21 protein-coding genes and 1 pseudogene are annotated in these 26,964 nt (G+C 73.8%); 7 read left to right on the top strand and 15 right to left on the bottom strand.

Annotated elements, in window-relative coordinates; all coding sequences use genetic code 11:
• Positions 1-4: 4 nt before the first annotated feature.
• On the top strand, positions 5-919 hold the full coding sequence (locus tag QC282_RS15015; protein WP_279549850.1) for an N-acetylneuraminate synthase family protein: 915 nt from the start codon (positions 5-7) through the stop codon (positions 917-919).
• Complete coding sequence (locus tag QC282_RS15010; protein WP_279549849.1) at positions 916-1,944, top strand: hypothetical protein; 1,029 nt, start codon at positions 916-918, stop codon at positions 1,942-1,944. The genes QC282_RS15015 and QC282_RS15010 overlap by 4 nt, the downstream gene beginning before the upstream one ends.
• Positions 1,945-1,995: 51 nt before the next feature.
• On the opposite strand, the gene QC282_RS15005 is transcribed toward QC282_RS15010, so the two are convergent.
• The 6 genes from QC282_RS15005 to QC282_RS14980 all read right to left on the bottom strand — a co-directional run bounded on the left by QC282_RS15005 (position 1,996) and on the right by QC282_RS14980 (position 10,175).
• Positions 1,996-3,117 carry a hypothetical protein gene (locus tag QC282_RS15005; protein WP_279549848.1) on the bottom strand — a complete coding sequence of 374 codons (1,122 nt, stop codon included), beginning with the start codon at positions 3,115-3,117 and terminating at the stop codon, positions 1,996-1,998.
• A 190-nt stretch (positions 3,118-3,307) separates the two neighbouring features.
• Positions 3,308-5,437, bottom strand: a complete 2,130-nt coding sequence (locus tag QC282_RS15000) for a 3-hydroxyacyl-CoA dehydrogenase NAD-binding domain-containing protein (protein WP_279549847.1) — start codon at positions 5,435-5,437, stop codon at positions 3,308-3,310.
• Complete coding sequence (locus QC282_RS14995) at positions 5,434-6,654, bottom strand: acetyl-CoA C-acyltransferase (protein WP_279549846.1); 1,221 nt, start codon at positions 6,652-6,654, stop codon at positions 5,434-5,436. Before QC282_RS14995 ends, QC282_RS15000 begins: the two co-directional genes overlap by 4 nt.
• 380 nt (positions 6,655-7,034) lie before the next feature.
• Positions 7,035-8,321 carry a ribonuclease D gene (locus QC282_RS14990; protein ID WP_279549845.1) on the bottom strand — a complete coding sequence of 429 codons (1,287 nt, stop codon included), beginning with the start codon at positions 8,319-8,321 and terminating at the stop codon, positions 7,035-7,037.
• A gap of 144 nt (positions 8,322-8,465) precedes the next feature.
• A complete protein-coding gene (locus tag QC282_RS14985) occupies positions 8,466-9,128 on the bottom strand; it encodes a response regulator transcription factor (RefSeq protein WP_279549844.1) in 663 nt (220 codons plus the stop codon).
• Between the two features lie 336 nt (positions 9,129-9,464).
• Complete coding sequence (locus QC282_RS14980) at positions 9,465-10,175, bottom strand: DUF3000 domain-containing protein (RefSeq protein ID WP_279549843.1); 711 nt, start codon at positions 10,173-10,175, stop codon at positions 9,465-9,467.
• A 153-nt stretch (positions 10,176-10,328) separates the two neighbouring features.
• Between QC282_RS14980 and hemE the strand changes: the two genes are divergently transcribed.
• On the top strand, positions 10,329-11,396 hold the full coding sequence (gene hemE, locus QC282_RS14975) for a uroporphyrinogen decarboxylase (RefSeq protein ID WP_279549842.1): 1,068 nt from the start codon (positions 10,329-10,331) through the stop codon (positions 11,394-11,396).
• A 108-nt stretch (positions 11,397-11,504) separates the two neighbouring features.
• Entirely contained in the window at positions 11,505-13,526 is a 2,022-nt protein-coding gene (locus tag QC282_RS14970) for a SpoIIE family protein phosphatase (protein ID WP_279549841.1), read from the top strand.
• Between the two features lie 11 nt (positions 13,527-13,537).
• Here the strand turns inward: QC282_RS14970 and QC282_RS14965 are convergent, their stop codons facing one another.
• Positions 13,538-14,356 (bottom strand): rhomboid family intramembrane serine protease, encoded by an 819-nt coding sequence (locus tag QC282_RS14965; protein WP_279549840.1) that lies wholly within the window; start codon positions 14,354-14,356, stop codon positions 13,538-13,540.
• 133 nt (positions 14,357-14,489) lie between these two features.
• On the opposite strand from QC282_RS14965, the gene QC282_RS14960 reads away from it, so the two are divergent.
• Positions 14,490-14,810 (top strand): hypothetical protein, encoded by a 321-nt coding sequence (locus tag QC282_RS14960; RefSeq protein ID WP_279549839.1) that lies wholly within the window; start codon positions 14,490-14,492, stop codon positions 14,808-14,810.
• Between the two features lie 18 nt (positions 14,811-14,828).
• On the opposite strand, the gene QC282_RS14955 is transcribed toward QC282_RS14960, so the two are convergent.
• Both QC282_RS14955 and QC282_RS14950 read right to left on the bottom strand, forming a co-directional pair.
• Positions 14,829-16,229 (bottom strand): FAD-dependent oxidoreductase, encoded by a 1,401-nt coding sequence (locus tag QC282_RS14955; RefSeq protein WP_279549838.1) that lies wholly within the window; start codon positions 16,227-16,229, stop codon positions 14,829-14,831.
• Positions 16,230-16,275: 46 nt separating this feature from the next.
• A complete protein-coding gene (locus QC282_RS14950; protein ID WP_279549837.1) occupies positions 16,276-17,286 on the bottom strand; it encodes a DUF4349 domain-containing protein in 1,011 nt (336 codons plus the stop codon).
• A 185-nt stretch (positions 17,287-17,471) separates the two neighbouring features.
• On the opposite strand from QC282_RS14950, the gene hemG reads away from it, so the two are divergent.
• Together hemG and hemQ are read left to right on the top strand one after the other, a co-directional pair.
• On the top strand, positions 17,472-18,926 hold the full coding sequence (hemG, locus tag QC282_RS14945; RefSeq protein ID WP_279549836.1) for a protoporphyrinogen oxidase: 1,455 nt from the start codon (positions 17,472-17,474) through the stop codon (positions 18,924-18,926).
• A gap of 5 nt (positions 18,927-18,931) precedes the next feature.
• Positions 18,932-19,663 carry a hydrogen peroxide-dependent heme synthase gene (hemQ, locus tag QC282_RS14940; protein ID WP_279549835.1) on the top strand — a complete coding sequence of 244 codons (732 nt, stop codon included), beginning with the start codon at positions 18,932-18,934 and terminating at the stop codon, positions 19,661-19,663.
• A gap of 12 nt (positions 19,664-19,675) precedes the next feature.
• Here the strand turns inward: hemQ and QC282_RS14935 are convergent, their stop codons facing one another.
• From QC282_RS14935 to QC282_RS14910, 6 genes and pseudogenes are all read right to left on the bottom strand, one after another.
• Positions 19,676-21,319: an alpha/beta hydrolase gene (locus QC282_RS14935; RefSeq protein WP_279549834.1), complete on the bottom strand. Its 1,644-nt coding sequence runs from the start codon at positions 21,317-21,319 to the stop codon at positions 19,676-19,678.
• 304 nt (positions 21,320-21,623) lie between these two features.
• The gene (locus QC282_RS14930) at positions 21,624-22,958 is read right to left on the bottom strand and encodes a DUF692 domain-containing protein (protein WP_279549833.1); all 1,335 of its coding nucleotides are present in this window, start codon (positions 22,956-22,958) and stop codon (positions 21,624-21,626) included.
• A 190-nt stretch (positions 22,959-23,148) separates the two neighbouring features.
• Positions 23,149-23,865, bottom strand: coding sequence for an aminoacyl-tRNA hydrolase (locus tag QC282_RS14925; protein WP_279549832.1), 717 nt, complete (start codon positions 23,863-23,865; stop codon positions 23,149-23,151).
• 33 nt (positions 23,866-23,898) lie between these two features.
• Positions 23,899-24,081 carry a hypothetical protein gene (locus tag QC282_RS14920; protein ID WP_279549831.1) on the bottom strand — a complete coding sequence of 61 codons (183 nt, stop codon included), beginning with the start codon at positions 24,079-24,081 and terminating at the stop codon, positions 23,899-23,901.
• A 389-nt stretch (positions 24,082-24,470) separates the two neighbouring features.
• The gene (locus tag QC282_RS14915) at positions 24,471-25,328 is read right to left on the bottom strand and encodes a polysaccharide deacetylase family protein (protein ID WP_279549830.1); all 858 of its coding nucleotides are present in this window, start codon (positions 25,326-25,328) and stop codon (positions 24,471-24,473) included.
• Between the two features lie 84 nt (positions 25,329-25,412).
• Positions 25,413-26,930, bottom strand: a pseudogene (locus QC282_RS14910) (FAD-dependent oxidoreductase).
• Between the last annotated feature and the right edge of the window lie 34 nt (positions 26,931-26,964).

Here is a 26,964-nt window from a genome sequence, read left to right as displayed (position 1 = left end):
CAGCATGCAGCACCATCCTGTCCGCCAGATCGGTACCCGCGTGGTCGGTCACGGCGCGCCCGCCTACGTCATCGGCGAGATCGGCATCAACCACAACGGCGACATCGAGAACGCCTTCAAGCTCATCGACGCCGCCGCGGACGCCGGCTGCGACGCGGTCAAGTTCCAGAAGCGCACGCCGGAGATCTGCACCCCGCGCGACCAGTGGGACATCGAGCGCGACACCCCCTGGGGCCGGATGACGTACATCGACTACCGCCACCGCGTGGAGTTCGGCGAGGACGAGTACCGCCGCATCGACGAGTACTGCAAGTCCAAGAACATCGACTGGTTCGCCTCCCCGTGGGACACCGAGGCCGTGGCCTTCCTGGAGAAGTTCGACGTCCCCACCCACAAGGTCGCCTCCGCGTCCCTCACCGACGACGAGCTGCTGCGCGCCCTGCGTGCCACCGGCAAGACGGTCATCCTGTCCACCGGCATGTCGACCCCGGCCCAGATCCGGCACGCGGTCGAGGTGCTGGGCAGCGAGAACATCGTCCTGCTGCACGCCACCTCGACGTACCCGGCGAAGGCCGAGGAGCTCAACCTCCGCGCCATCAACACCCTGCGGAAGGAGTTCCCGAACGTCCCGATCGGCTACTCCGGCCACGAGATCGGCCTGCAGACCACGGTCGCCGCGGTCGCCCTGGGCGCCTGCATGGTGGAGCGTCACATCACCCTGGACCGCGCCATGTGGGGCTCCGACCAGGCCGCCTCCGTCGAGCCGCAGGGCCTCACGCGCCTGGTGCGCGACATCCGCACCATCGAGGCCTCCCTCGGCGACGGCGTGAAGAAGGTCTACGAGTCCGAGCTCGGCCCGATGAAGAAGCTGCGCCGCGTCGCCGGCGTCGTCGCCGAATCGGCGGTCCCGGCCGCGTGACGACGACCCTCGCCCTGGTGGAGAGCCCCGCCCAGCTGCTGAACGTGGCCGAATGGGCGCACGCCTGCCATCAGGGCGAGGGCCCCGCACTCCGGGTGGCGGTCCTGCTGCCGACGGACGCCTGGTCCAGGGTCCAGCTGGCCCGCGTCGGGGAACTGGCCGCCGCGGGCGGCCTGGAGATCACCCGGTTCGAGGTGCGGTCCGGGACGATGAGCCGGATGCGGCAGATCGCCGCCGTCCGCAAACTGGTCGCGGCGGCCGGCCGGCTCGTCGTCGGCGACCTGTTCTCCGGCATGGTGCAGATGCTGCTGCCCTCCGCCACCGCCCGGGAACTGGTCATCGTCGACGACGGAACGGCCACCACGGAGTTCGTGCGCATCGTCACCGAGGGCCGGGGGCTGACCCGCTGGCACCAGCAGGCGGGCGGCACCGGACGGGGCGGCCGGGCGATGACCTGGCTCACCGAACCGGAGCTGGAACGCACGCTGTTCACCTGCATGGAGGTCGCTCCGCCCCCGGGCATCCGGATCGCCTCCAACGAGTACGCCTGGACCCGTTCCCGGTTCCCCCGCCCCACCGTGCGCGGCGGCGCCGACCTGCTGGGCACCTCGCTGGTCGAGACCGGCATCGTGGGGGAGGAGCACTACCTGCGGGCGGTGAGCTCCATCGTCCGCGCCCGGGGCGTGGACCGGTACCTCGCCCACCGCCGGGAGAGCAGGGACAAGCTCCGGCGGATCGCCGACGCCACGGGCGTGCGCGTCCTGCGCCCCGATCTGCCGCTGGAACTCCTCGCGGCCCAGGGGCCCGTCGGGCACACGGTCCTGACGTTCCCGTCCACCGTCGCGCACACGCTGCCCATCGTCCTGCGCGGCCGGGGCGTCCGGGTGGAGCTGTGCGAGGTTGCCGAGGCCTGGTTCACGCCCGACACGACGTCCCACGCGGTGGGCTTCCTGCGCGGCATGGCCGAGTCGGCGCAGCGCCGGCACGGACTGCCGAGCATGCGCCCCAGCCCGGTGGGGCGCTGACGCCGTTCCGCCGGGCGGTGGGCCACGGGCCCCGACCGGCCCGGCGTCCCGTCAGATCCCGCGCCACTGCCCGAGCGTGAGCCCGGACTCCGACGACTGGCGGGTGACGCGCGGGATCCCGTCCGTGCCGAGCATGGCGACCACGATCCGGCCGTGCGCGTCCAGCACCGTCGCGGGGTCCCCGAGGCACGGTCGGCCGACGTCCGCCCACTGCACGCCCCACTCCTCGGCGTTGGTGACGAACGCGCCGAACACGGGCGTGCCGCCGACCCCGCGGTGCACGAGGACGGTGCAGTCCTGCCCGTCGATGACCGTGCGCAGCGCGCAGAGGGCACCGCCGCCCGGGGCGCCGCCGATCGGCACGATCGAACCGTTCGGGCGGATCGCCAGCAGGTTCGGCGAGTACGCGTCGGCGACGTAGAAGGTGAGCTGGTCCTCCGCGGTCTCCAGGGCCACGCCGGTGCCCGGGACCATCGTCACGTGCTTGTCCTCAAGACGTTCGAACGCGCCGCCCTGGACCGCCTGCTGCCAGTGGTGCAGGGGCTTCTCGGACGGGCCGAGCACGCCGATGCGGCCCTTGGAGGTGACACCGACGGTCACGCCCTCGTGCAGAGCGCTGCCGCGCAGGTCCTGCCACGGACGCCACTTGCCGTCCTTGTCCTCGTGCCGCACGTGCAGGCCGCGCCCGGCGTTGCGGACGAACACGTGCAGGGTGCCCGCGCCGTCGACGGCACCGGTGGGACGGCCCAGGCGCGCGTGGCGCTCGTCCTCGGCCTTGTACGGGTTGCCGATCGCGCGCCACTCGTTGAGCGGACGGCCCGACTGGTACTGCATGGAGTACATCAGGTCGGTCGTGGTCCGGCCCTCGGCGTTCTGCCGGGTGCGGTGGGCCAGGAAGTGCAGATAGCCGTTGGCGCCCTGGGAAATGGAGAGGTGGCTCAGTCCGGGCGGGACGGGGAAGGACTCCGGGCCGTCCCAGTCGGGCCCGCCGGGGCGTGCCTCGGTCCAGCGCAGCAGCACGCCCGGAGCCAGGGCGAAGGCGGCGAGCCGTCCGTCCGTGCCGCGGGACAGCCACTTGCCGCCGACCGGGTTCTCGGCCCGGTGCGGCCCTCCGGCCGGTTCGTGGACGGCGCTCTCGGGTGCGCGCCGCGGCCCCTTCGTTCTTCGCCGCATGCGGCCGTCCATCCTTCCGTCTTCCCGGAACGGCCTCCCCCTAAGGCGACCAGGATTGACACATTGTATGGCTAAACCTGTCTCCCTTCTTCACCCGGCCTCTCAGGTGTGACCGACATCAAGAAGCCGCGTGAGGAAAAACGAAGGGCCCCCGCCGCAGCGGGGGCCCCTCCTCACACGCGCCGGGACGTCACGCCGGGACCGACGCCACGCCCTGTTCCAGGAACCGCTTGCCGTTCACGCGCTCCGACACGCCCTCACGGTCCAGGTACGGCGTGATGCCGCCCAGGTGGAAGGGCCAGCCGGCGCCCGTGATCAGGCACAGGTCGATGTCCTGCGCCTCGGCGACGACGCCCTCCTCCAGCATGAGGCCGATCTCCTGCGCCACCGCGTCCAGGACGCGGGCGCGGACCTGCTCCTCGGTCAGGACGGTGTCGCCCTGCTTCAGCAGCGCGGCGACCTCCGGGTCCAGCTCGGGACGGCCGCTGTCGTAGACGTAGAAGCCGCGCTTGCCCGCCTCGACGACCGCCTTGAGGTTCGGGGAGACCTTGAAGCGGTCCGGGAACGCCTTGTTGAGCGTCTCCGAGACGTGCAGGCCGATCGCCGGGCCGACGAGCTCCAGCAGCACCAGCGGGGACATCGGCAGACCGAGCGGCTCGATGGCCTTCTCCGCGGTCTCGACCGGGGTGCCCTCGTCGATCACGTTCTGGATCTCGCCCATGAAGCGGGTGAGGATGCGGTTGACGACGAACGCCGGGGCGTCCTTCGTCAGGACCGCCGTCTTCTTCAGCTTCTTGGCGACGGCGAAGGCCGTGGCCAGGGACGCGTCGTCGGTCTGCTCACCGCGGACGATCTCCAGCAGCGGCAGCACCGCGACCGGGTTGAAGAAGTGGAAGCCGACGACCCGCTCGGGGTTCTTCAGCTTCGACGCCATCTCCGACACCGACAGCGACGAGGTGTTCGTGGCGAGGATCGCGTACGCCGGGGCGACCGCCTCGACCTCCGCGAACACCTGCTGCTTGACGCCCATCTCCTCGAACACGGCCTCGATGACGAAGTCCGCGTCCGCGAAGCCCTCGGCCTTGTCCAGCACGCCCGTCACCAGCGCCTTGAGGCGGTTGGCCTTGTCCTGGTTGACGCGGCCCTTGCCGAGCAGCTTGTCGATCTCGGCGTGGACGTAGCCCACACCCTTGTCGATGCGCTCCTGGTCGATGTCGGTCAGGACGACCGGGACCTCCAGGCGGCGCAGGAACAGCAGTGCCAGCTGCGAGGCCATCAGACCGGCGCCGACCACGCCGACCTTGGTGACCGGGCGGGCCAGGCTCTTGTCCGGGGCGCCGGCCGGGCGCTTGCCGCGCTTCTGCACCAGGTTGAAGGCGTAGATGCCGGCGCGCAGTTCACCGCCCATGATGAGGTCGGCGAGGGCCTGGTCCTCGGCGTCGTAGCCCTGCTGGAGGTCGCCGTTCTTGGCGGCGGCGATGATGTCCAGGGCGCGGTAGGCGGCCGGGGCGGCGCCGTGCACCTTGGAGTCGGCGACGAAGCGGCCCTTGGCGACGGCCTGGTCCCAGGCCTCGCCGCGGTCGATCACCGGGCGCTCGACCACGATCTCGCCCTTGAGGACGGACGCCGTCCAGATCAGCGACTGCTCCAGGAAGTCGGCGCCCTCGAAGATCGCGTCGGCGATCCCGAGCTCGTGGACCTGCCTGCCCTTGAGCTGCTTGTTCTGGTTGAGGCTGTTCTCGATGATCACCTGCACGGCCTTGTCGGCGCCGATCAGGTTCGGCAGCAGCGTGCAGCCGCCCCAGCCGGGGACCAGGCCGAGGAACACCTCGGGCAGGGAGAACGCCGCGATGGCCGTGGACACCGTGCGGTAGGTGCAGTGCAGACCGACCTCGACACCGCCGCCCATGGCCGCGCCGTTGTAGTACGCGAACGTCGGCACCGCGAGGCCCGCGAGGCGCTTGAAGACGTCGTGGCCGCCCTTGCCGATGGCGAGCGCGTCCTTGTGCTCCTTCAGCAGCTCGACGCCCTTGAGGTCGGCGCCGACCGCGAAGATGAACGGCTTGCCGGTGATGCCGACGCCGACGATCTCGCCGGCCGCGGCCTCCTTCTCGACCTGGTCGATCGCCGTGTTCAGGTTCGCCAGCGACTGCGGGCCGAAGGTGGTCGGCTTGGTGTGGTCGTGGCCGTTGTCCAGGGTGATCAGGGCGAAGCGGCCCGCACCCAGGGGGAGGTCGAAGTGGCGCACGTGCGCCGTGGTGACGACCTCGTCGGGGAACAGCTCGGCCGCGCCCTTCAGGAGTTCAGCGGTGGTGCTCACTTGTTGCCTCCGTCGAAGTGCGGGTTCTCCCAGATGACCGTCGCGCCCATGCCGAAGCCGACGCACATGGTGGTCAGGCCGTAGCGGACGTGCGGCTGCTCCTCGAACTGGCGGGCCAGCTGCGTCATCAGGCGGACGCCGGAGGAGGCCAGCGGGTGGCCGAAGGCGATGGCGCCGCCGTACTGGTTGACGCGCTCGTCGTCGTCGGCGATGCCGTAGTGGTCCAGGAAGGCCAGCACCTGGACGGCGAAGGCCTCGTTGATCTCGAACAGGCCGATGTCGGAGATCGACAGGCCCGCCTGCGCGAGGGCCTTCTCGGTGGCCGGGATCGGGCCGTAGCCCATGACCTCCGGCTCGACGCCCGCGAAGGAGTAGGACACCAGGCGCATCTTGACCGGCAGGTCGTTCTCGCGCGCGAAGTCCTCGGACGCGATGAGCGAGGCGGTGGCGCCGTCGTTCAGACCGGCCGCGTTGCCCGCGGTGACCCGGCCGTGCACACGGAACGGCGTCTTCAGGCCCTGGAGGTTCTCCAGGGTGGTGCCCGGGCGCATCGGCTCGTCGGCGGTGACCAGGCCCCAGCCCGTCTCACCGGCCTCGGCGTTGGTGCGGCGCACGGAGACCGGCACCAGGTCGGCCTGGATCTTGCCGTTGGCGTAGGCCTTGGCGGCCTTCTCCTGGGAGCGCACCGCGTACTCGTCGGCGCGCAGCTTGGTGATCTGCGGGTACCGGTCGTGCAGGTTCTCCGCGGTCATGCCCATGAACAGGGCCGACTCGTCGACCAGCTTCTCGGAGACGAACCGCGGGTTCGGGTCGACGCCCTCGCCCATCGGGTGGCGGCCCATGTGCTCGACGCCGCCCGCGATGGCGACGTCGTACGCGCCGAACGCGACGGAGCCGGCCACCGTGGTGACGGCGGTCAGCGCGCCCGCGCACATGCGGTCGATGGAGTAGCCGGGGACCGAGGTGGGCAGGCCCGCGAGGATGCCGGCGGTGCGGCCGATGGTCAGGCCCTGGTCACCGATCTGGGTGGTCGCGGCGATGGCGACCTCGTCGACCTTCTTCGGGTCCAGGCCGGGGTTGCGGCGCAGCAGCTCCCGGATCGCCTTCACGACGAGGTCGTCGGCACGGGTCTCGTGGTAGATGCCCTTCGGGCCCGCCTTGCCGAACGGGGTGCGGACGCCGTCGACGAAGACGACGTCCCTGACGGTACGAGGCACGATGGCTCTCCTCCAGGGTGCGGGGTGGCACTGCTGCGATGCGCTGAGCGCGCGCTCAGGCACATGCTACTTGTGGGTAACGTGGCTGCCCAGTCCCCCCGCCGGGAGCGGCGAAGGTCACACCGCCGACGGAGCCGTGGGGGCACGCGGACCGATTCCGTGCTCCGCGTGCCCTTCGCGGATCTTGGCGTGATCTCGACGTCGCCGTTCCGCTTCCGCGTCACCCGTGGAGCCCATCGGGACGCGATCCCGGCAGGTGCGGTGCCGGTCGCGCCGTCGGCGCCGCCGGCCTGCCTGTTCCTGCACCACCTGTTCCGCGACGGCTTCCCGCGGAGCGCGACGACAAGGCCGACGGTGCCCGCGGTCGGCGAGCCCCGCGCCTACGCCGACTGGGCCAGCGCCACCACCAGCGCCGGCGTCACCTGCTCCACCTGCCAGGCCCGCGCCCCGTACCCGGCGAGCGCCGCCGCGACCGACTCCGCGTCGAGGACCTGCGGCGGCTCCCAGCAGACCCGCCGCACCGTGTCCGGCGTGATCAGGTTCTCCTGCGGCATGTTCAACCGCTCGGCCAGCTCCGACACGGCCGCCCGCGCCGCCGACAGCCGCGCTGCGGCCTGCGGGTCCTTGTCGGCCCACGCCCGCGGCGGCGGAGGGCCGGTCACCGGCTGCCCCGGCTGCGGCAACTGTGCGTCGGGCAGCGCCCTGGCGCGGTCCACCGCGGCCTGCCACTGCTCCAGCTGGCGCCGCCCCATGCGGTTGCCGAAGCCGTTCAGCGCCGCGAGCGCCTGCACGTTCGCCGGCAGGGACAGCGCGGCCTCCACGATCGCCGTGTCGCCGAGCACCATGCCCGGCGACACGTCCCGGCGCTGCGCGATGCGGTCCCGGGTCTGCCACAGCTCCCGCACCACGGCGAGCTGCCGCCGGCGCCGCACCTTGTGCATGCCGGAGGTGCGCCGCCAGGGGTCCTTGCGCGGCTCGGGCGGCGGCGCCGAGGCGATCGCGTGGAACTCCTGCCGGGCCCAGTCCAGCTTGCCCTGCCGGTCCAGCTCCTTCTCCAGCGCGTCGCGCAGGTCGACCAGCAGCTCGACGTCGAGCGCGGCGTACCGCAGCCAGGGCTCGGGCAGCGGCCGGGTCGACCAGTCGACGGCGGAGTGGCCCTTCTCCAGGACGTACCCGAGGACGTTCTCCACCATGGCGCCGAGGCCGACGCGGGGGAACCCGGCGAGCCGGCCGGCGAGCTCGGTGTCGAACAGCCGGGTGGGCACCATCCCTATTTCGCGCAGGCACGGCAGGTCCTGCGTGGCGGCGTGCAGCACCCACTCCACGCCGGACAGGGCCTCGCCGAGGCCGGACAGGTCGGGGCAGGCGACGGGGTCGATCAGCGCGGTGCCGGCGCCTTCGCGGCGCAGCTGCACGAGGTAGGCGCGCTGGCCGTAGCGGTAGCCGGAGGCGCGCTCGGCGTCGACGGCGACGGGGCCGGACCCGGCGGCGAAGGCGGCGACCGCCTCGGCGAGGGCGGCGTCGTCGGCGATCACGGGCGGAATGCCCTCGCGGGGTTCGAGCAAGGGGATCGGCGCCTCCGTAGCAGAAGATCCGTCGTCGTCCGGAGGAGCGCCTCCGGTGGTTCGCAGTGAACTGTCTGCTGCGGTTTCGTGGGCGTCGGTCACCTGTCAAGAGTATCCGTGCGCGGAAGGCGCCCGCCGGGGGAACGTTCCCTCTGCGGGCGCCACGGGGTCGTAAACAGGACAGCTCAGGGACGGGTCGGGTTCACGGTCGCGCAGGTTCTGTGCGGTAGGGGAGGCGGCGGGCGGTCAGTGGATGATGCCGGTGCGCAGGGCCACGGCGACCATGCCGGCGCGGTCGCCCGTGCCGAGCTTGCGGGCGATGCGGGCCAGGTGGCTCTTGACGGTCAGGGCGGACAGGCCCATGGAGACGCCGATCGCCTTGTTCGACTGGCCCTCCGCGACCAGTCGCAGCACCTCGACCTCGCGGCCGGACAGTTCGCGGTAGCCGCCCGGGTGGCTCGGGGCACCCGGGGGGCGGCGCTGCAGGCGTGCGGCGGCGGCGCCGATGGGAGCGGCGCCGGGTCGGGTGGGGAGCCCGATGTTGGTGCGGGTGCCGGTGACGACGTAGCCCTTCACGCCGCCCGCGAGGGCGTTGCGCACGGCGCCGATGTCGTCGGCCGCGGAGAGGGCGAGGCCGTTGGGCCAGCCCGCGGCACGGGTCTCGGACAGCAGGGTGAGGCCGGAACCGTCCGGCAGGTGGACGTCGGCGACGCAGATGTCGCGGGGGTTGCCGATGCGGGGACGAGCCTCCGCGATGGACGAGGCCTCGATGACGTCGCGGACACCGAGCGCCCAGAGGTGGCGGGTGACGGTGGATCGGACGCGGGGGTCGGCCACGACCACCATGGCGGTCGGCTTGTTCGGGCGGTAGGCGACCAGGCTTGCGGGCTGCTCGAGGAGAACGGACACCAGGCCTCCTGGGGTGCGGGACGGGGCCGGCTCGTGGGGGGTGAAGCCGGGACGAACCGTGCTTTCAAGGTCACAGTCGTCTTCGGCACCAAACCTCTGGGCCTTTAGAGAATGATCACGATCTGGTGAGTAACAATCCGTGCAATTCGGACGCTTGATCGATCATTCGAAGACCGAACGGTTTCGGTACGCGTCGCAACGCGCCCGAAAGTGGCCGTATCGACAAAGTGATGGGTCGTGTGCCGGGTCCGGAGGGGAGCGGCGGCGACCGAAAACGAAAGGGCGTACGAGGCGGTACCGGACCGCCCCGTACGCCCGTGGCGCACCCGGGGAACCTCAGAGCGACTGCGGACCTCTCCGCTGCGGCAGCGTCACCACCGACGCGTCGCCCGGACCGGCCGGCGGCAGCCCCGCGACCTGGGCCAGCAGATCGCACCAGGACGCCAGGTGCGCACCGGTGTCCGGCACCCCGCCCAGCCCCTCGCGGGGCGTCCAGGACGCCCGGATCTCGATCTGCGAGGCGGACGGCCGCGCCGACAGCCCGCCGAAGTAGTGCGAACTCGCCCGCGTCACCGTGCCGCTCGGCTCGCCGTACGTCAGCCCGCGCGCCTGCAGCGCCCCGGTCAGCCCCGACCAGCACACCTCCGGCAGCAGCGGATCCGCCGCCATCTCCGGCTCCAGCTCCGCGCGCACCAGCGTCACCAGCCGGAACGTGCCCCGCCAGGCGTCGTGCCCGGCCGGGTCGTACAGCAGCACCAGACGGCCGTCCGCCAGGTCCTGGTCGCCGTCGACCACCGCGGCCTCCAGCGCGTACGCGTACGGCGCCAGCCGCTGCGGCGGGCGCGTCGGCTCCACCTCCACCTGCGGCCGCAGCCGCGCCGCCCGCAGCGCCTCCACGGCCGCTCTGAAGGGCGGCGGGGCGGCGTCCGCCTGCCGGTCGCCCTCCCCGGCCTGCTCCGCGACTTTCGAGTCCTTGGTGTCCTTCGGGTCCTTGGGTTCGTCCATTTCGCCAGTGCCGTCCGACAGTCGTCCCTGAGCCGCAGCCATGCGGGGAAGATTAAGGGGAACGGGGGCCTCGCGCAGGGCAAGACACCCGGTGACGTGATGTACGTGATGTACAGAGCGGCCGAACCCCGGGGCGAGACGGCCGCCCGGGCGCCCGTGGCCGCACCCGTTCCGGGAGCGTGCGAGACTTTCCGCGTGAGTGCCAACGGAAGCCCCACGGGCAAGCAGCCGACAGCGACGTACGAGTCAGCCTTCCTCAAGGCGTGCAGGCGCGAGCCCGTGCCGCACACTCCCGTCTGGTTCATGCGGCAGGCCGGGCGCTCGCTGCCCGAGTACCGCAAGGTCCGCGAGGGCATTCCGATGCTCGAGTCCTGCATGCGGCCCGAGTTGGTCACCGAGATCACCCTCCAGCCGGTGCGCCGGCACAACGTGGACGCGGCGATCTTCTTCAGCGACATCGTCGTCCCGCTCAAGGCGATCGGCATCGACCTCGACATCAAGCCCGGCGTCGGCCCCGTCGTCGAGCGGCCGATCCGCACCCGCGCCGACCTCGACCGGCTGCGCGACCTCACCCCGGAGGACGTCTCCTACGTCACCGAGGCGATCGGCATGCTCACCCGGGAGCTGGGGGGCACGCCCCTCATCGGCTTCGCGGGCGCCCCGTTCACGCTCGCGAGCTACCTCGTGGAGGGCGGCCCGTCCCGCACCTACGAGAACGCCAAGGGCATGATGTACGGCGACCCCGAGCTGTGGGCCGACCTGCTCGACCGCCTCGCCGACATCACGGCGGCCTTCCTGAAGGTGCAGATCGAGGCCGGCGCGAGCGCGGTCCAGCTGTTCGACTCCTGGGTCGGTGCCCTCGCCCCCGCCGACTACCGCCGCTCGGTCATGCCCGCCTCCGCGAAGGTGTTCCGCGCGGTCGAGGGCTACGGCGTGCCGCGCATCCACTTCGGCGTCGGCACCGGCGAGCTCCTCGACCTCATGGGCGGGGCCGGCGCGGACGTCGTCGGCGTCGACTGGCGCGTCCCGCTGGACGAGGCGGCCCGCCGCGTCGGCCCCGGCAAGGCGCTGCAGGGCAACCTCGACCCGACGCTGCTGTTCTCCACCACCGAGGCCGTCCAGGCCAGGACCCGCGAGATCCTGGACGCGGCGGCGGGCCTGGAGGGCCACGTCTTCAACCTCGGCCACGGCGTCCTGCCGTCCACCGACCCGGACGCGCTGACCCGGCTCGTGGACTACGTCCACACCCGGACCGAGCGCTGACCGGCCGGTCACCCGCCGGGGACGAGTCGGAACGCGGACACGGGGTACTGGGCAGGGGCACACGCTGAGCGCCAGTCCCACTCCCGGGTACGGGCAGGTGGAGGCCCCATGCGGCTCACAATGTTCGACCCCGCCCCGATCGGTGTCATGGCCACCGAAGGCCCCGAGCACCGGCTCGCGTACACCAACGAGGTCTACCGGAAGACCTTCGGCGACCGCCCGCTGGGCCTGACCGTCCGCGAGGCCTTCCCCGACCTCGCGCAGTGCGGCTACTTCGACATCCTCGACCGGGTCTACGCCACGGGCACGGCCGAGGTGCTCACCTCCGTGCCCCTCGACCTGGCCTTCGCGGACCGGGCGGACCGGGGAAGGCGCTACTTCTCGTTCAGCATCTCCCACGCCACGATGAGCGACGGCCGGCAGGGAGTGCTCGGCGTGATCGTCGAGGTCACCGACCAGGTGACCGGCGCGGAACGCATCCGCGTCCTGTCCGAGGAACGCCAGCGCGCCCTGCTGCGCTACCGCAGCCTGGTGAACGCCGGGTCCCAGGTGGTGTGGGTGACGGGCCCGATGGGCGGGGTGACCGAGCCGAGTCCCGGCTGGGAGCGGGTGACCGGGCAGAGCTGGGAGGAGTTCCGCGGCGACGGGTGGATCGACGCCGTGCACCCCGACGACCGCGCCCGCGTCGCCGAGGCGTGGCACCGGGCGCTGACCGAGGTGACACCGCGCTTCACCCACGCCTACCGGCTGCGGCAGGCCACGGGCGGCTACCGCCACTTCGCCGTGGAGGCCGCCCCGGTCCGCGACGGCGACCGGGTGATCGAGTGGGTCGGCACCTGCACGGACGTCGAGCAGGAGTGGCAGGAGAGCCGCCGGGAGGAACTGCTGGCCCGCGCGGCCGCCGCCACCGCCGACCTCGTGCGCCCGGACGAGATGCTGGCCGCCCTCGCCGGGGTGATCGTGCCCGACCTCGCCGACAACTGCACCATCTACCTCCTCCCGCAGGCCCTGCACCGGCTGCCGGGCACCGCCCTCACCGCCGAACGCGTCGCCGCCGCCACCCGCGAGGGCCTGCCCGGCCTGCCCCCGGACCACGAGGAGCACCTGCGACCCGGGAGCCCGCTCGCCCGCGCCGCCGACGGGCGCCGCCCGGTCCACGCCGTCTTCCCGCCCGGCTCACCGCCCCCCGACCTCGCCCCGCCCGACGCCGAGCCCTGGCTGGCCTGCGGGGCCAACAGCGTCGTCCTGCTCCCCGTGGTCGTCGACGGCACCACCGCCGCCCTCGTCACCGCCTCCGTCTGCGGTGACCGCACCCCCCTCGGCGCCGCCGACATCGGCCTGCTGCAAACGCTGCTGGAACGGACCCACACACCGCTCAGCAACGCCCTGGAGTACCAGCGCACCCGGCAGGTGGCGCTCGCCCTGCAACAGAGCCTGCTCACCGATCCGCCGGACGTACCCGACCTGACCATCGCCGTCCGCTACCGGCCCAGCACCTCGGCCGCCGAGGTCGGCGGCGACTGGTACGACTCCTTCCCGCTGCGCGACGGCGCCACCGTCCTCACCATCGGCGACGTCTCCGGCCACGACCTGCCCGCCGCCGTCACCATGGGCCAGCTGCGCAACATGCTCCGCGGCCTCACCCTCGACCGCCGGGAACCCACCGGCACGGTCCTGCGCCGGCTGGACATCGCCGTGCAGACCCTCTACCTGGAATGCACCGCCACCTGCGTCCTGGCCCGGGTCGAACGCCCGGCCCCCGGCCGTTTCCAGCTCACCTACTCCGTCGCCGGGCACCCCCCGCCCCTGCTGGTCGAGGCGGACGGCGCCGCACGCTTCCTGACCGAGGCCCGCTCCCCGCTGCTCGGCCTGGACCCCCAACCCGAGTACGCCAGCGTCACGGAGCCGCTGCTCCCCGGCGCGACCCTGCTGCTGTACACCGACGGGCTGGTGGAGCGCCGCGCCGAGGACATCACCGTCGGGCTGGAGCGGCTGCGCCGGCACGCGTCGGCCGCCGTCCGGCGCCCGCTGGAGGCCTTCTGCGACGAGTTGCTCGCCGAGCTGCTGACCGTCGACGGCGACGACGACGTGGCGATGGTCGCCGTACGGCTGCCCGCGCCGCCCGCCTAGCGGACACCGGCCTACCATCCAGGCCGGGCGCGCCGCCCGAAGAGCATGCCCCGCGGCTCCGGCGGCGGCGGGGTGCCGGGCCGCAGCGGCCACGCGATCAGCATGCCGACGAGGAAGCCGGCGACGTGCGCCGCGTACGCCACGCTGCCCGCGTCGGACACGCCCCCGCCGGACGAGTACACCGCCTGCAGCGCGAACCACAGGCCCAGCACGATCCACGCCGGCAGCCGCAGCGGCAGGAAGATCAGGAACGGCACCAGCACCCACACCCTGGCCCTCGGATACAGCACCAGATAGGCGCCCAGCACCCCGGCGATCGCCCCGGACGCGCCGATCAGCGGCTCGGCGGAACCGGCGTTGAGAAGCGCGAAGCCGTACGACGCCGCGTAGCCGCAGACCGCGTAGAACAGCGCGAAGCGGAGGTGGCCCATGCGGTCCTCGATGTTGTTGCCGAAGATCCACAGGAAGAGCATGTTGCCCAGCAGGTGCAGCCAGCCGCCGTGCAGGAACATCGCCGTGAGCACGCTCAGCTCCGGCGACTTGTCGTAACCCGGCGGACCCACCACGCAGCCCGGACCCTGCGGGCCCACGCCGACGTCGCCCGTCGGCACCACGCGCGGCATCCGGTGGTGGATCAGCTCGCGCGGCACCACCGCGTACCGGTCCAGGAACTCCTGGAGGTGGCACAGCTGCGCCAGACCGCTCTCGCCCGTCAGGGACCCGGCGACGCCGGGCGTGAACACGAACACCAGGATGTTCGCCACGAGCAGCGCGTACGTCACCCACGGGGTGCGCCGCGCCGGATTCACGTCATGGACCGGGATGACCACACACCACTGGTGCCCGTCTCGCCGCCGGCGAATCGGCGCGGGCGCTGAACACGGCCGTCCGGGTGTCCGTATGTCTCCTCAACCGCCCGCGGCACGGGGAAGGCGGTCGCGGGCACGACGTGAGGAACAGGCGATGAACGACCCAGTGACCCCTCCGGTGCACGCCCTGCCCGACGGCGAGGCGGAGCTCACGCTCGTGGTGCGCCTCCCCTGGGAGGACGTCGCCCGGCTCGGCCAGGAGGCCGGGCGGCTGGCGTCCCAGACGCAGCGTCCGGTGACCCTGGACGAGGCGGTGAGCCACCGCCTGCGGTCGGCGCGGACCGCGGCCCACGCCCGCCCGGCCGGCGAGCAGCCCGCCGCCCCGGCGTCGGTGTCGTCCCTGCCGCCGAGGCCACCGGCGGAGCAGGCCCGGCAGGCGATCGAGCGCATCAACGCAACGGCGCAGTCGGGGTAGCGGGCGCCGGGCGGCGCTCTAACGGGCGTTGTCCTGGACCTTCTTCGCCGCCTTGCGGGCCGCCACCAGCACCGGGTCCCACACCGGCGAGAACGGCGGGGCGTATCCCAGGTCCAGGGCCGTCACCTGTTCCACCGTCATCCGGGCCGTGAGGGCGACCGCCGCGACGTCGACGCGCTTGGCGGCGCCCTCCCGGCCGACGATCTGCACGCCGAGAAGCCGGCCCGTGCGGTGCTCGGCGAGCATCTTCACCGTCATCGGCGAGGCGTTCGGGTAGTAGCCGGCGCGGCTGGTCGACTCGACGGTGACCGCCTCGAAGCGCAGCCCCACCCGGCGCGCGTCCTTCTCCCGCAGGCCCGTGCGCGCGATCTCCAGGTCGCACACCTTGCTCACGGCCGTGCCCACCACGCCCGGGAAGGTGGCGTAACCGCCGCCCACGTTGGTGCCGACGACCTGCCCGTGCTTGTTGGCGTGGGTGCCGAGCGCGATGTGCCGCTCCTGCCCGGACACCAGGTCCAGGACCTCCACGCAGTCGCCGCCCGACCAGATGTTCTCGTGCCCGCGCACCCGCATCGCCCGGTCCGTCAGCAGCCCGCCGTGCTCGCCCAGGGGCAGCCCGGCCGCCGCGGCGAGCGAGGTCTGCGGACGCACGCCGATGCCCAGCACGACCACGTCCGCCGGGTACTCGGCGTCCGCCGTCGCCACCGCGCGCGCCCGGCCGTCGTCACCGGTGAGGACTTCGGTGACCTCGGCGTCGTTCACCATCGTGATACCGAGGCCCTCCATCGCCTCGTGCACCAGCCGGCCCATGTCAGGGTCCAGCGTCGACATGGGTTCCGCGCCCCGGTTGACGACCGTCACCTCGTAGCCGCGGTTGATGAGCGCCTCCGCCATCTCCACGCCGATGTAGCCCGCGCCGACCACGACCGCGCGACGGCCACGCGCGCGTGTCAGCGTGTCCAGCAGCGCCTGCCCGTCGTCGAGCGTCTGCACCCCGTGCACACCCGGCGCGTCCACGCCGGGCATGTCCGGACGGATCGGCCGGGCACCGGTCGCGATCACCAGCTTGTCGTACGACGTCCAGGACTCGGCGCCGGAATCGACGTCACGCGCGCGTACCCGCCCGCCCGCGACGTCGATCTCCGTGACCTCGGTCCGCATCCGCAGGTCGATGTCCCGGTCGCGGTGCTCCTCGGGCGTACGGGCGATCAACTGGTCCCGCTCGGCCACCTGACCGCCCACCCAGTAGGGGATGCCGCACGCCGAGAAGGAGGTGAAGTGGCCGCGCTCGAACGCCACGATCTCCAGCTCGTCGGGACCCCTCAGGCGGCGCGCCTGCGACGCCGCGGACATCCCCGCGGCGTCGGCGCCGATCACGACCAGACGCTCTCGCGTACCCCTCGCACGGCTCATTCCCATGCGAACACGCTACGGGAGCAGGACATTTCAGCCCGCGCGGGGCCGCTCAGTCCTCCTCCCGTGTCCCGTCGCCGCCCGTGCGCTCCGCGCGCGCGGACTCCGCACCCGTGCGCTCCGGCGCCGCGCGGAACGCCGGCAGGGTGCTCGGCGCGCTCGGCGCGGGCGCGGGCACGGGGCGGCGCGGCAGCCTCGGCCGGACCAGCCTCAGCCACAACAGGACCAGCAGCGCCGCCGCCACGGCGAACGGCAGCACCGCGCCGAGCGCCACCATGAGCCAGCGCAGCATCGTCACGAACGCGTCCCAGCCGCCCGCGAGCGCGTCCACGAAGCCGGGGTCGTCGTCCTCGGCCGGCTCCCGCACCGCCTTCTCCGACAGCGACAGCGTGACGGTGGCGAGGCTCGTACGGTCCTTCAGCGTCGCCTGCTGCGCGAGCAGCGACTCCAGGTCGGCCTGCCGGGCGCTCAGTTCGCCCTCCAGCGTCACCACGTCGCTGAGCCTGGTCGCCCGGTCCATCAGCTCCCGGATCCGCGCCACGCTCGCGCGCTGCGACGCGATCCGGCTCTCCACGTCCACGACCTGGTCGGTGACGTCCTGCGCCTTCGCGGTCCGCTCCAGGAGCGTGCCGGCGCCCTCCAGGTCGGCGAGGACCTCCTCGTACTTGTCGACGGGAACCCGCAGCACGACCCGGGTGCGCTCGCGGCCCCCCTCGTCGGCGGTGGTGGTCTCGCTGCCGACGTAGCCGCCCGCGTTCTCGGCGGTGGCCCGGGCCTTCTCCAGCGCCTTGGGAACGTCCTTGACCCGCACGGAGACCGAGGCCGTCCGGATGATGCGGTTCGGGTTCGCCGGGGCCTTGGGCGCCGCGCTCGCCCCGGCACCGTCGGCCGCGCCGCCGCCGGGCGCGCCCTCGCGCGCGTCGGCCTGGGAGCCGGCCTCCGCGCGGGCGGTCTTGTCGGAGCCGCTGGAGTCGGCGCCGCCGCATCCCATGAGCGCGAGGCCGGCGGCCAGCAGCAGCCCGGCCAGGGCCCGGGCGGGTCGGGTGGAACGTGGTGCGTGCATGGGCGATCCCCCAAGGTCGTGACGACTGACGCTCCTACGACGCCCGGACCGGCCCCGACGTTGGCGCGGAACGGTTCCGAACGGGTCACGGTCGGGACTCGGCGGTGCGCGGCGGCCCCGAGGCGGCGTGGGGCCGGGGGCGGACGGCCCGCGTGACTGTCGGTGGCGGTTGAGAAGGTGGAGCCATGAGCGGATCACGTACGGGCACCGGTGAGGTCGTCGTCGTCGGGGCCGGCATCGCCGGTCTCGCCGCCGCCCACCGGCTGCTGGATCGCGGGGCGCGGGTCACCGTGCTGGAGGCCTCGGAGCGCGTCGGCGGCAAGCTGCTGCCCGGCGAGATCGCGGGCGTCCGCGTCGACCTGGGCGCCGAGTCGATGCTGGCGCGCCGCCCCGAGGCGGTGGACCTCGCGCGCGAGGTGGGCCTCGCCGACCGGCTCCGCCCGCCGGCCACGGCGACCGCCTCGATCTGGACCCGCGGCGCCCTGCGCCCCATGCCCAAGGGCCACGTCATGGGCGTGCCCGGCAGCGCCGCCGCCCTGGCCGGCGTCCTGTCCGACGAAGGGCTCGCCCGCATCGGACGCGACGCCGACCTGCCGCGCACGGAGGTCGGCGACGACGTGGCCGTCGGGGAGTACGTGGCGGCCCGGCTCGGCCGCGAGGTCGTCGACTGTCTCGTCGAGCCGCTGCTCGGCGGGGTGTACGCGGGCGACGCCTACCGCATCTCGATGCGCTCGGCCGTCCCCCAGCTGTACGAGGCCGCGCGCACCCACACCTCGCTCACCGAGGGCGTCCGGGAGATCCAGGCGAAGGCGGCGGCCGGCCGGCGGACCGGACCGGTGTTCATGGGCATCACCGGCGGCGTCGGCAGCCTCCCGCTCGCGGTCGCCGAGTCGGTGCGGGCGCGCGGCGGCGAGATCCTGACCGGCACGCGCGTGACCGAGCTGCGGCGCGCCCCGGACGCCGGGTGGCGGGTCGTCGCCGGGGACCGGGAGCTGCGCGCCGACGCCGTGATCGTGGCCGTGCCCGCGCCCGCCGCCGCAGCGCTGCTGCGCGCCGAGGCACCGGCCGCCGCGGCCGAGCTGACCGCCGTCGAATACGCCTCCATGGCCCTGATCACCCTCGCCTACCGCCGTGCGGAGGCCGACCTGCCCGAGGGCAGCGGCTTCCTGGTCCCGCCCGTCGACGGGCGCACCATCAAGGCGTCCACGTTCGCCTCACGGAAGTGGGGCTGGATCGCCGACGAGGACCCCGGACTGCTCGTGCTGCGCACCTCCGTCGGCCGGTACGGCGAGACGGAGATCCTCGGCCGCGACGACGCCGGCCTGGTCGACGTCTCCCGGCACGACCTGCGCGAGGCCACCGGCCTCACCGCCGCCCCGGTCGCCACCCGCGTCACCCGCTGGACGGACGGCCTGCCCCAGTACCCCGTCGGCCACCACGCGCGCGTGGCGCGGATCCGCGCGCGGGTCGCGCAGTTGCCCGGCCTCGCCGTGTGCGGCGCGGTCTACGACGGCGTCGGCATCCCCGCGTGCGTGGCGAGCGCGTACGCCGCCGTCGACCAGATCCACGGTGACCTGCGCGCCGTGCGGGAGCTCACCGCCCACCCGGTGCAAAGCCTCCACGGAGGAGCGGGAGAATAAGGGACATGAGTGACGACGCCACCACCCCCGCCCCCGACCGGATCCCGAACAAGGGCAAGCTGGCCAAGGACCTCAACGAGGTCATCCGCTACACCCTCTGGTCCGTCTTCAAGCTGAAGGACGTGCTGCCCGAGGACCGCGCCGGGTACGCCGACGAGGTCCAGGAGCTGTTCGACCAGCTCGCCGCCAAGGACGTCACGATCCGCGGCACGTACGACGTGTCGGGCCTGCGCGCCGACGCCGACCTCATGATCTGGTGGCACGCCGAGACCAGCGACCAGCTCCAGGAGGCGTACAACCTGTTCCGCCGCACCAGGCTGGGCCGCGCGCTCACCCCGGTGTGGTCGAACATGGCGCTGCACCGCCCCGCCGAGTTCAACCGCTCGCACATCCCGGCGTTCCTCGCCGACGAGACGCCCCGCAACTACGTGAGCGTCTACCCCTTCGTGCGCTCCTACGACTGGTACCTCCTGCCCGAGGAGGACCGCCGCCGCATGCTCGCCGACCACGGCAAGATGGCCCGCGGCTACCCCGACGTGCGCGCCAACACGGTCGCCTCGTTCTCCCTCGGCGACTACGAGTGGCTCCTCGCCTTCGAGGCCGACGAGCTGTACCGCATCGTCGACCTCATGCGTCACCTGCGCGCCTCGGAGGCCCGCCTGCACGTCCGCGAGGAGGTCCCGTTCTTCACGGGCCGCCGCAAGGACATCGCCGAACTGGTCGCCGGTCTCGCCTGACCCGCCCTCCGCTCAGGGCGTCGCCCTGAGCGCCCCGGCACGCTTCGCGCGGTCGTCCGGGGACGCGGGCTTCGGCTCCGGGTGCGGTGCGCACGCCGCGCGCCGCACCGGAAGGCGGCCCTCCAGCAGGTAGGCCTCCAGGTGCCCGTTGACGCAGCGGTTCGGGCCGCCCGCGATGCCGTGCGTACCCGCGTCCCGCTCGGTCACCAGCACCGAACCCGACAGCCTGCGGTGCATCTCCAGGGCGCCCTGATAGGGTGCGGCGGCGTCCCGCTCGGCGGCCAGGATCAGCGTCGGCGGCAGCTCGCCCGGCCCGGTCCGCACATCCAGGGGCTGCTGCCGGGGCGCCGGCCAGAAGGCGCATGGCAGGTTCGTCCACACGTTGTCCCAGGTCTCGAAGGGCGCGGTGCGCGCCAGCCGGGTGTTGTCCCGGTCCCACACCCGCCAGTCGGTCGGCCAGGGCGCGTCGTTGCACTCCACGGCCGTGTAGACGGCGGAGCTGTTCTCCGCCTCGGTCGCCGCCTGCGAGCCCTCGGCGCCCTCGGCGGGCGGTGCCGCCTGCTCGATCAGCGGCTCGGGGTCGCCCTTCAGGTAGGCGGACAGCGCGTGGGCGCGGTGCGGCCAGTAGTCGTCGTAGTACCCGGCCTGCAGGAACGCCCCCTGCAACTGCCCCGGCCCGACCTTCCCGCCGGCCGGCTCGGCCGCGAGCCGCGCGCTCGCCCGCTCGTAAGCGGCCTGCACCTCGCGCGCGGTGCCGCCGAGCCCGTACACGTCGTCGTGCCGGGCGACCCACTCCCGGAAGTCCGCCCAGCGGTCCTCGAACGCCGCCGACTGCGCGAGGTTGTTGCGGTACCAGACCTGCTCGGGGTCCGGGTTCACCGCCGCGTCGAACACCATCCGCCGCACGTGCCCGGGGAACATCGTCGCGTACAGCGCCCCGAAGTACGTGCCGTACGACGCCCCCATGAACGTCAGCCGCCGCTCGCCCAGCGCGGCCCGCAGCACCTCCAGGTCCCGGGCGTTGTTCAGGGAGTGGTAGTGCCGCAGCGCGCCGCCCGCCCGCCGCGCGCAGCCCTTCGCGTACGCCCTGGCCTCTGCGACGCGCTTGCGCTTGTACGACTCCGAGGGGGGCGTCGGGGCGGGCGCCGGTCCCTTGAAGTAGGTCCTGGGGTCCTCGCAGGACAGCGGCGCCGAGCGGCCCACACCGCGCGGGGCGTAGCCGACCAGGTCGTACGCGGCGGCGATGCGCTTCCACTCGGGCAGGAAGCCGACCAGGGGGAAGTACATGCCGGACGCGCCCGGTCCGCCGGGGTTGTAGACCAGGGCGCCCTGCCGGGGCACTTGGCGCTTGCTGTCGTGCGGGTCCTTCCGTGTGGCGCGCACCCGGCTGACGGTGAGCCGGATCTGCTTGCCGTCGGGGTGCGTGTAGTCGAGCGGCACGGTCACCGTGCCGCACCGCATGCGGCCCGGCATGTCCTGCGCGTCGGGGCACGCGCCGAAGTCGACGCCCCGCGCCGCGGCGCGCGCGGCCGCCACCGCGGTGCCGCGCAGTTCGTCCGCACCGACCGGGCCGCCCGTCGCGCCGCCGGCCGGGACGGCGGCGACGGCGGTGAGGAGCAAGGACCCGGCGGCCGAGTACAGGGCGGCAGCTCTCATCGCGTATCCCTTCGGTGCACGGCGGCGACAGAAGGGATGGTTCGTTCGGCCGTCGAGGAAGGCAAGCACCGGCCGCCGGTGTCGGCGCCAGCACCCCTGTGCGCCCCCGGCGTGCCCCCGGTGGCTCAGTGGCACCGCCCGGCGTCCGGCCCGCGGATCGGGCCCACCGACGGCACGGACGCCCCGCACGGCGACGCGGGGGAGACGCGTACGGTCGCTGCTGCTGGTGTCGTCGGTGCCCCGGTGCTGTGGGTGTCGTCGGAGTGCCGGGGTGGACGGTGCACGGCCCGTGCCGGCCGTCGGGTCACCGGCGCAGCAGTGCGCGTCGCGTCGCGCGGGCCAGCCGGGCCGCGGGTCGTCCGGTCGCCCGTACCAGCCGGGCCGCCGGTCGCCCGGAGCGCGGCGCCGGGCCCGAGCGCTCCAGCCACCACGCGCGCAACTCCCGGCGCGCACCGGCGTGTCCGGGCCGCCCGGCGAGCAGCACGTGCTCCGCGAAGTCCAGCGCGTCCCGCCGGTAGCCGCCGGTCATCGGGTGCCCCTGGGCGTACGCGAGAAAGGCGGGCCGGTACGCGTCGCCGAGAATCTCCGGCAGCTCCGGCGCGACCTTCGCGACGACGCCGGCCCGCTTGGCGGCGAGTGCCCGCGCCTGCACCCCCAGCCGCACCCGGTCGAACCCCTCGGGCACGGGCGTCCCGGCGACCAGCGCGGACAGCAGCGCCGCCTGCGCCAGGCCCAGGCGCTCCCGAGCCTCAGGGCGCTCCTGCCCGGCCGTGCGCGGCTCGGCCTCCCTCACCGGCGTCGCCGCCCGCCCCGCGGCCCCCCTCTCCACCGCCTCCCGAATGTCCGCCAACTCCCTTTCCAGATCGGCCGGTTCGGGGAAGTTCTCGTCCCGCTCCAGGAGCACGCCGGGCGGGGTGACCCGGGCGGCGAGGCCGGCCAGGATGTCCAGGACCGGCCGCGGGACGGGGTGGGCGTGGCTGTCGTGCCAGACGCCGTCCCGTTCGAAGCCGCCCGCGACATGGACGTACGCGATGGCCTCCAGCGGCAGTTCGGCGAGCGCCCGCGCCGGGTCCTCGCCGCGGTTGACGTGGTTGGTGTGCAGGTTCGCCACGTCGACGAGGAGCCGCACCCCGGTGCGGTCGGCGAGCTCGTACAGGAACTGCCCCTCGGTCAGCTCCTCGTCCGGCCAGGAGAACAGCGCGGCGATGTTCTCGACGGCCAGCGGCACCGGCAGCGCGTCCTGTGCGACGCGGATGTTCTCGCACAGCACGTCGAGGGCGTCCCGGGTGCGCGGCACGGGCAGCAGGTGCCCGGCCTCCAGGCACGGGGAGGCGGTCAGCGGCCCGCCCGCCCGGACGAACGCGATGTGTTCGGTGACCAGCGGCGAACCCAGCGCCTCGGCGCGCTCGGCCAGCGCCGTCAGCCGCCCCGCGTCGGGCCGGTCCGCGCCGCCGAGGCCGAGCGAGACGCCGTGCGGCACGACGGTGACCCCGCGCTCGCGCAGCCGCAGCAGCGACTCGGGGAGGTGCCCGGGACAGACGTTCTCGGACACGACCTCGACCCAGTCGATGCCCGGCATGCGCTCCACGGCGTCCGCGATCTCCGGCCGCCACCCGATTCCCGTGCCCAGTCGCTCCATGGTCCCCTCCTCCGCACGGCCCCCCGGCCGTCCACGCGGCGCTCCGGCCGCCCGTCCGCCCCACCGGCCCGCCCGGACGCGCCGGGCCGCCCTCGGACGTGACCGGGGTATGGCCCCGCCGACCGGGACCGAACCCCCTGGGGAAGACGTTCAGAGCAACATTTGAGGTTCGCCGGGAGGGGCCGGAGCGTCAGCGCAGCGCCGGGTGGTCCGCCACGACCGTGCAGGAGCCGGGGGCGATCTCCGTGTAGCCGGCGTCCCGGACCACCGGGAGGCCGCTCGTCGTGAGGCGCTGCCAGTCGCCCGGGGCGGGGGTGCGCACGGCGAGCGGGAACCCGGCGTCACGCCAGACCGCCCGCTCCTCCTCCGGCAGTTCCCACCAGGCGAGCTGGGCGCCGTGTCCCGCCTGCGCCATGGCCTTGCCGGCCGACATGCCGAGGCCGGGGCTCATCCACAGCACCGGCGCGGCCGGGTCGGCCGGCACCGGCGGCTCCGGGTCGTCCAGCTCGGTACCGGACACCTGGAGCCGGGCCAGGTCCTTGGGCCAGCCGTCCAACGGCACCGGCGGGAAGACCCGTACCTCCGCGGACTTGCCCGTCACGGTGATGCCGGGCAGCGCCTCGGCCCGCCGCCACTCGGCGCCGCGCGCCCGGCGCACCACCTTGCGGATCCGGGCGTCCTGCCAGTCCCGCACCGCCTGCGCCCACGCGCCGTCGCCGGACGACCGCTCGTCGCTCAGCATCACCAGCACCGCGCGCGCCGCGGTCTCCAGGGCGTCGGTGCGCGCCGGGGGAGCCGCCCGCTCGATGCGGACCACCAGCGGCAGCACGTACTGGGGCGCCCGGTCGCGGTCGCCGGGCTCGGCACGGAAGGGGCTGTCACTCACGGACGTCGGTTCTTCGCTCACGCCCCAAGTCTGCCAACCCGGGAACCGCGCGCCTCATCCGGAGCAGGCCGTGCGCTGGGCCTCCTGCCACTCGCAGACGGGGCACAGGGTGATGCCCTTGTACGACTCCGGGTACTCCGTCGGCTCCCGGCACAGCACGCACTCCGCGTACGGCGGCCCGTCGGCCCTGGGCGGCCGGGCCGCGTCGATCAGGCAGTAGTCGTCGCCGTCACTCATGCCTCCAGCGTAAGCCGGTCCGCCCCGAACACCCGCGCCCGTCACCGGCCCGGACACCGGCCCCGGACACCGCACCCGGTGACGGCGATCAGCCCGCCCGGCGTCGGCCCCGAACACCCGCACCTGGCGACGCCCCCAGTAGCCCCGCCCGGCGACGACCCCGGACACCGCACCCGGTGACGGCGATCAGCCCGCCCGGCGTCGGCCCCGAACACCCGCACCCGGCGACGCCCCGAGTACCCCCGCCCGGCGTTGTCCACGGACACCGCACCCGGCGACGGCGACCAGCCCGCCCGGCGACGCCCCCCGAGTAGCTCCTCCCGGCCCCGCCCCCAGTAGCCCCGCCCACCGACGCCGCCGATCAGCCCGTCGGGGCGTGGCGAGCCCGGTCAACCCCGTTCGGTCGTGGCGGCGCCGATCAGTTCCGACACCTTCACGAACCGGTAGCCCTTGCGGCGCAGCTCCGGCACGATCGTGCGCACGGCCTGCTCGGTCGCCGGGGCGGCACTGCGCGTGCAGTGCAGCACGACCACCGAACCGGGCCGTACGCCGTCCAGCACCTGCCGGGCCACCGCGTCCGCGTCCGTCGCGAAGGCGTCCCCGCCCACCACGTCCCACTGCACGGCGGTGACGCCCGCCGCCGACAGCGCCCGCAGCGCGCGGCGGTCGTAACAGCCGCCCGGGAATCGGAAGTACGGCATCGGGTCCGGCACCCCGGCCCTGCGGAACGCCGCGTACGCCCGCTCCACGTCCGCCCGCATCCGCTGCGCCGCGACGGTCGGCAGGCCGTAGCAGTCGCCGGTGAACGCGTAGTGGCTGTAGGAGTGGTTCGCGATCTCGAAGAGGCGGTCCCGGCCGAGGGAGCGGGCCTGGGCCGGGTACTGCTCGGCCCATCGCCCGGTCATGAACACGGTCGCCGGCACCCGCAGCGCGCGCAGCGTCGCGATCAGCCGCGGATTGTCGAAGCGTTCGCCCGCCGCCGCCCGGGGCCCCTGGTCGGCGGTCATGTCGGCGTCGAAGGTGAGGGCGACCGTCCGCCCGCGGGTGCGCGGGCCGTTCTCGAAGACGGGGGTCAAGCCCGCCGGACCCGGGGCGAGCGTCGGGTGACCGGAAGGCGCGGCCGGTGTCGCGGAGGACGGTCCGCTCGGCGCCGGGCCGGCGGGGCGGGACGTGTCGGTGGTGCCGCACGCGGTGAGGACGGCGGCGAGTGCGCAGACGGCGGTGACGTGACGTACTGATGTGATCACCGTACGAAGGTATGGGCGGTGATCGCATCGGTGGACCGTTGTGCGCGGTGGCGGGGCCGGGGCTCACCCGGCCGGGCGCCCCGGTCAGATCTCCCGGCGCTTGAGCGGCCGTGTCGCCGGGCCCTGGATCACCTTGCCGTCCGTGTCGAAGCGGGAGCCGTGGCACGGGCACTCCCAGGCCCGCTCGGCGGCGTTGAACGCGACCAGGCAGCCCATGTGCGTACAGCGGGAGGAGACTGCGTGCAGGACTCCGTCGTCGTCCCGGTACACCGCGAGCCGGTCGCCGTCCACACGGACCAGCGCACCTTCGCCCGGCGGCAGGGACTCCACCGGCGGCGAGGGCCGCAGCCGGTCGCCGACGAAGTGGCCGGCGACCTGCGCCTGGTGCTTCAGGAACGCCGGGGCCTCGCGCACCGTCGACCGCAGCCGGCGCGGGTCGTACAGCTCGCTCCAGGCGCACGGTTCCCCGATGATCAGCGCCTACAGCAGGCGGCCCGCCATCACGCCGCCGCTCATGCCCCAGCCGCCGAAGCCGGTGGCCACGTACGCGTGCCGGGCGCGCGGGTGCAGCGGCCCGACCAGCGGCACGGTGTCGGTGGAGTCGTTGTCCTGCGTGGCCCAGGCGTGGGTGAGTTCCACGCCGGGGAAGTGCTCGGTCGCCCAGGCGGACAGCCGGTCGAAGCGCTCACGCGTGTCGCCGGTGCCCGGCGTGAAGTGCTCCCCGGTCACCACGAGCAGCCGCCGGCCCTCGCCGTACGGGGCCGTGCGCACCGAGCGGGTGCCCTCGTCGGGTGTGATGAACATGCCGTCCGGGTCCCGGTCCGCCGCGACGGCACCCGCGACCACCAGCTCGCGGCGCGGGGAGAGCCGCGTGAACAGCATGGCCCGGTCGAAGACCGGGTCGTGCGTGGCGACCACGACGTCCCGCGCGGTGACCGTCGCGCCGGTGTCCGTCGACAGCCGGCAGGGCTCGCCCTCGTCCATCGACAGCACGGTGGTGTTCTCGTACACGCGCCCGCCGCGCGCCACCAGGTCGTCGGTGAGGGCGTACAGGTACTTCAGCGGGTGGAACTGGGCCTGCCCGGTGACCCGCACCGCTCCCGCGACCGGGAACGGCAGCCCGGTCTCCGTCACGAACGACGCCGGCAGCCCGGCCTCCCGGGCGGCGTCCGCCTCGGCCCGGACCTCGTCGACGCGGCTCGGCTCGCGGACGTACGTGAAGGCGTCCCGGCGTTCCCAGTCGCAGTCGATCCCCAGCTCGTCGGCGATCTCCGCGATGCGCTCGACCGCCTCGGACTGCGAGCGGGCGTACAGCCGCGCGCCCTCCGCGCCGCGGGTGCGCCGCAGCTTGTCGTAGACGAGGCTGTGCAGGGCGGTCACCTTGGCGGTGGTGTGGCCCGTGACGCCGGCCGCGACCCGCCGCGCCTCCAGCACCGCCACGCTCCGGCCGGCCCGCGCCAGCTCCCACGCCGTGCTCAGCCCGGCCACCCCGGCGCCGACCACGGCCACGTCGACGTCGAGGTCCTCGGTGAGCGCGGGACGTGGTCCGCCGGATGCCGTCTCCAGCCAGTACGAGCCGCTGACCTGGTCATTCTCAGTCATGGCCGCCGGGTACCCCGTCCCGGCGATTTCAGTT

This window comes from Streptomyces sp. DH24, from assembly GCF_029813775.1.
Lineage (GTDB): Bacteria > Actinomycetota > Actinomycetes > Streptomycetales > Streptomycetaceae > Streptomyces.
Note: the sequence above shows the minus strand (reverse complement) of the source record. Positions and strands in the feature narration are given on the sequence as shown.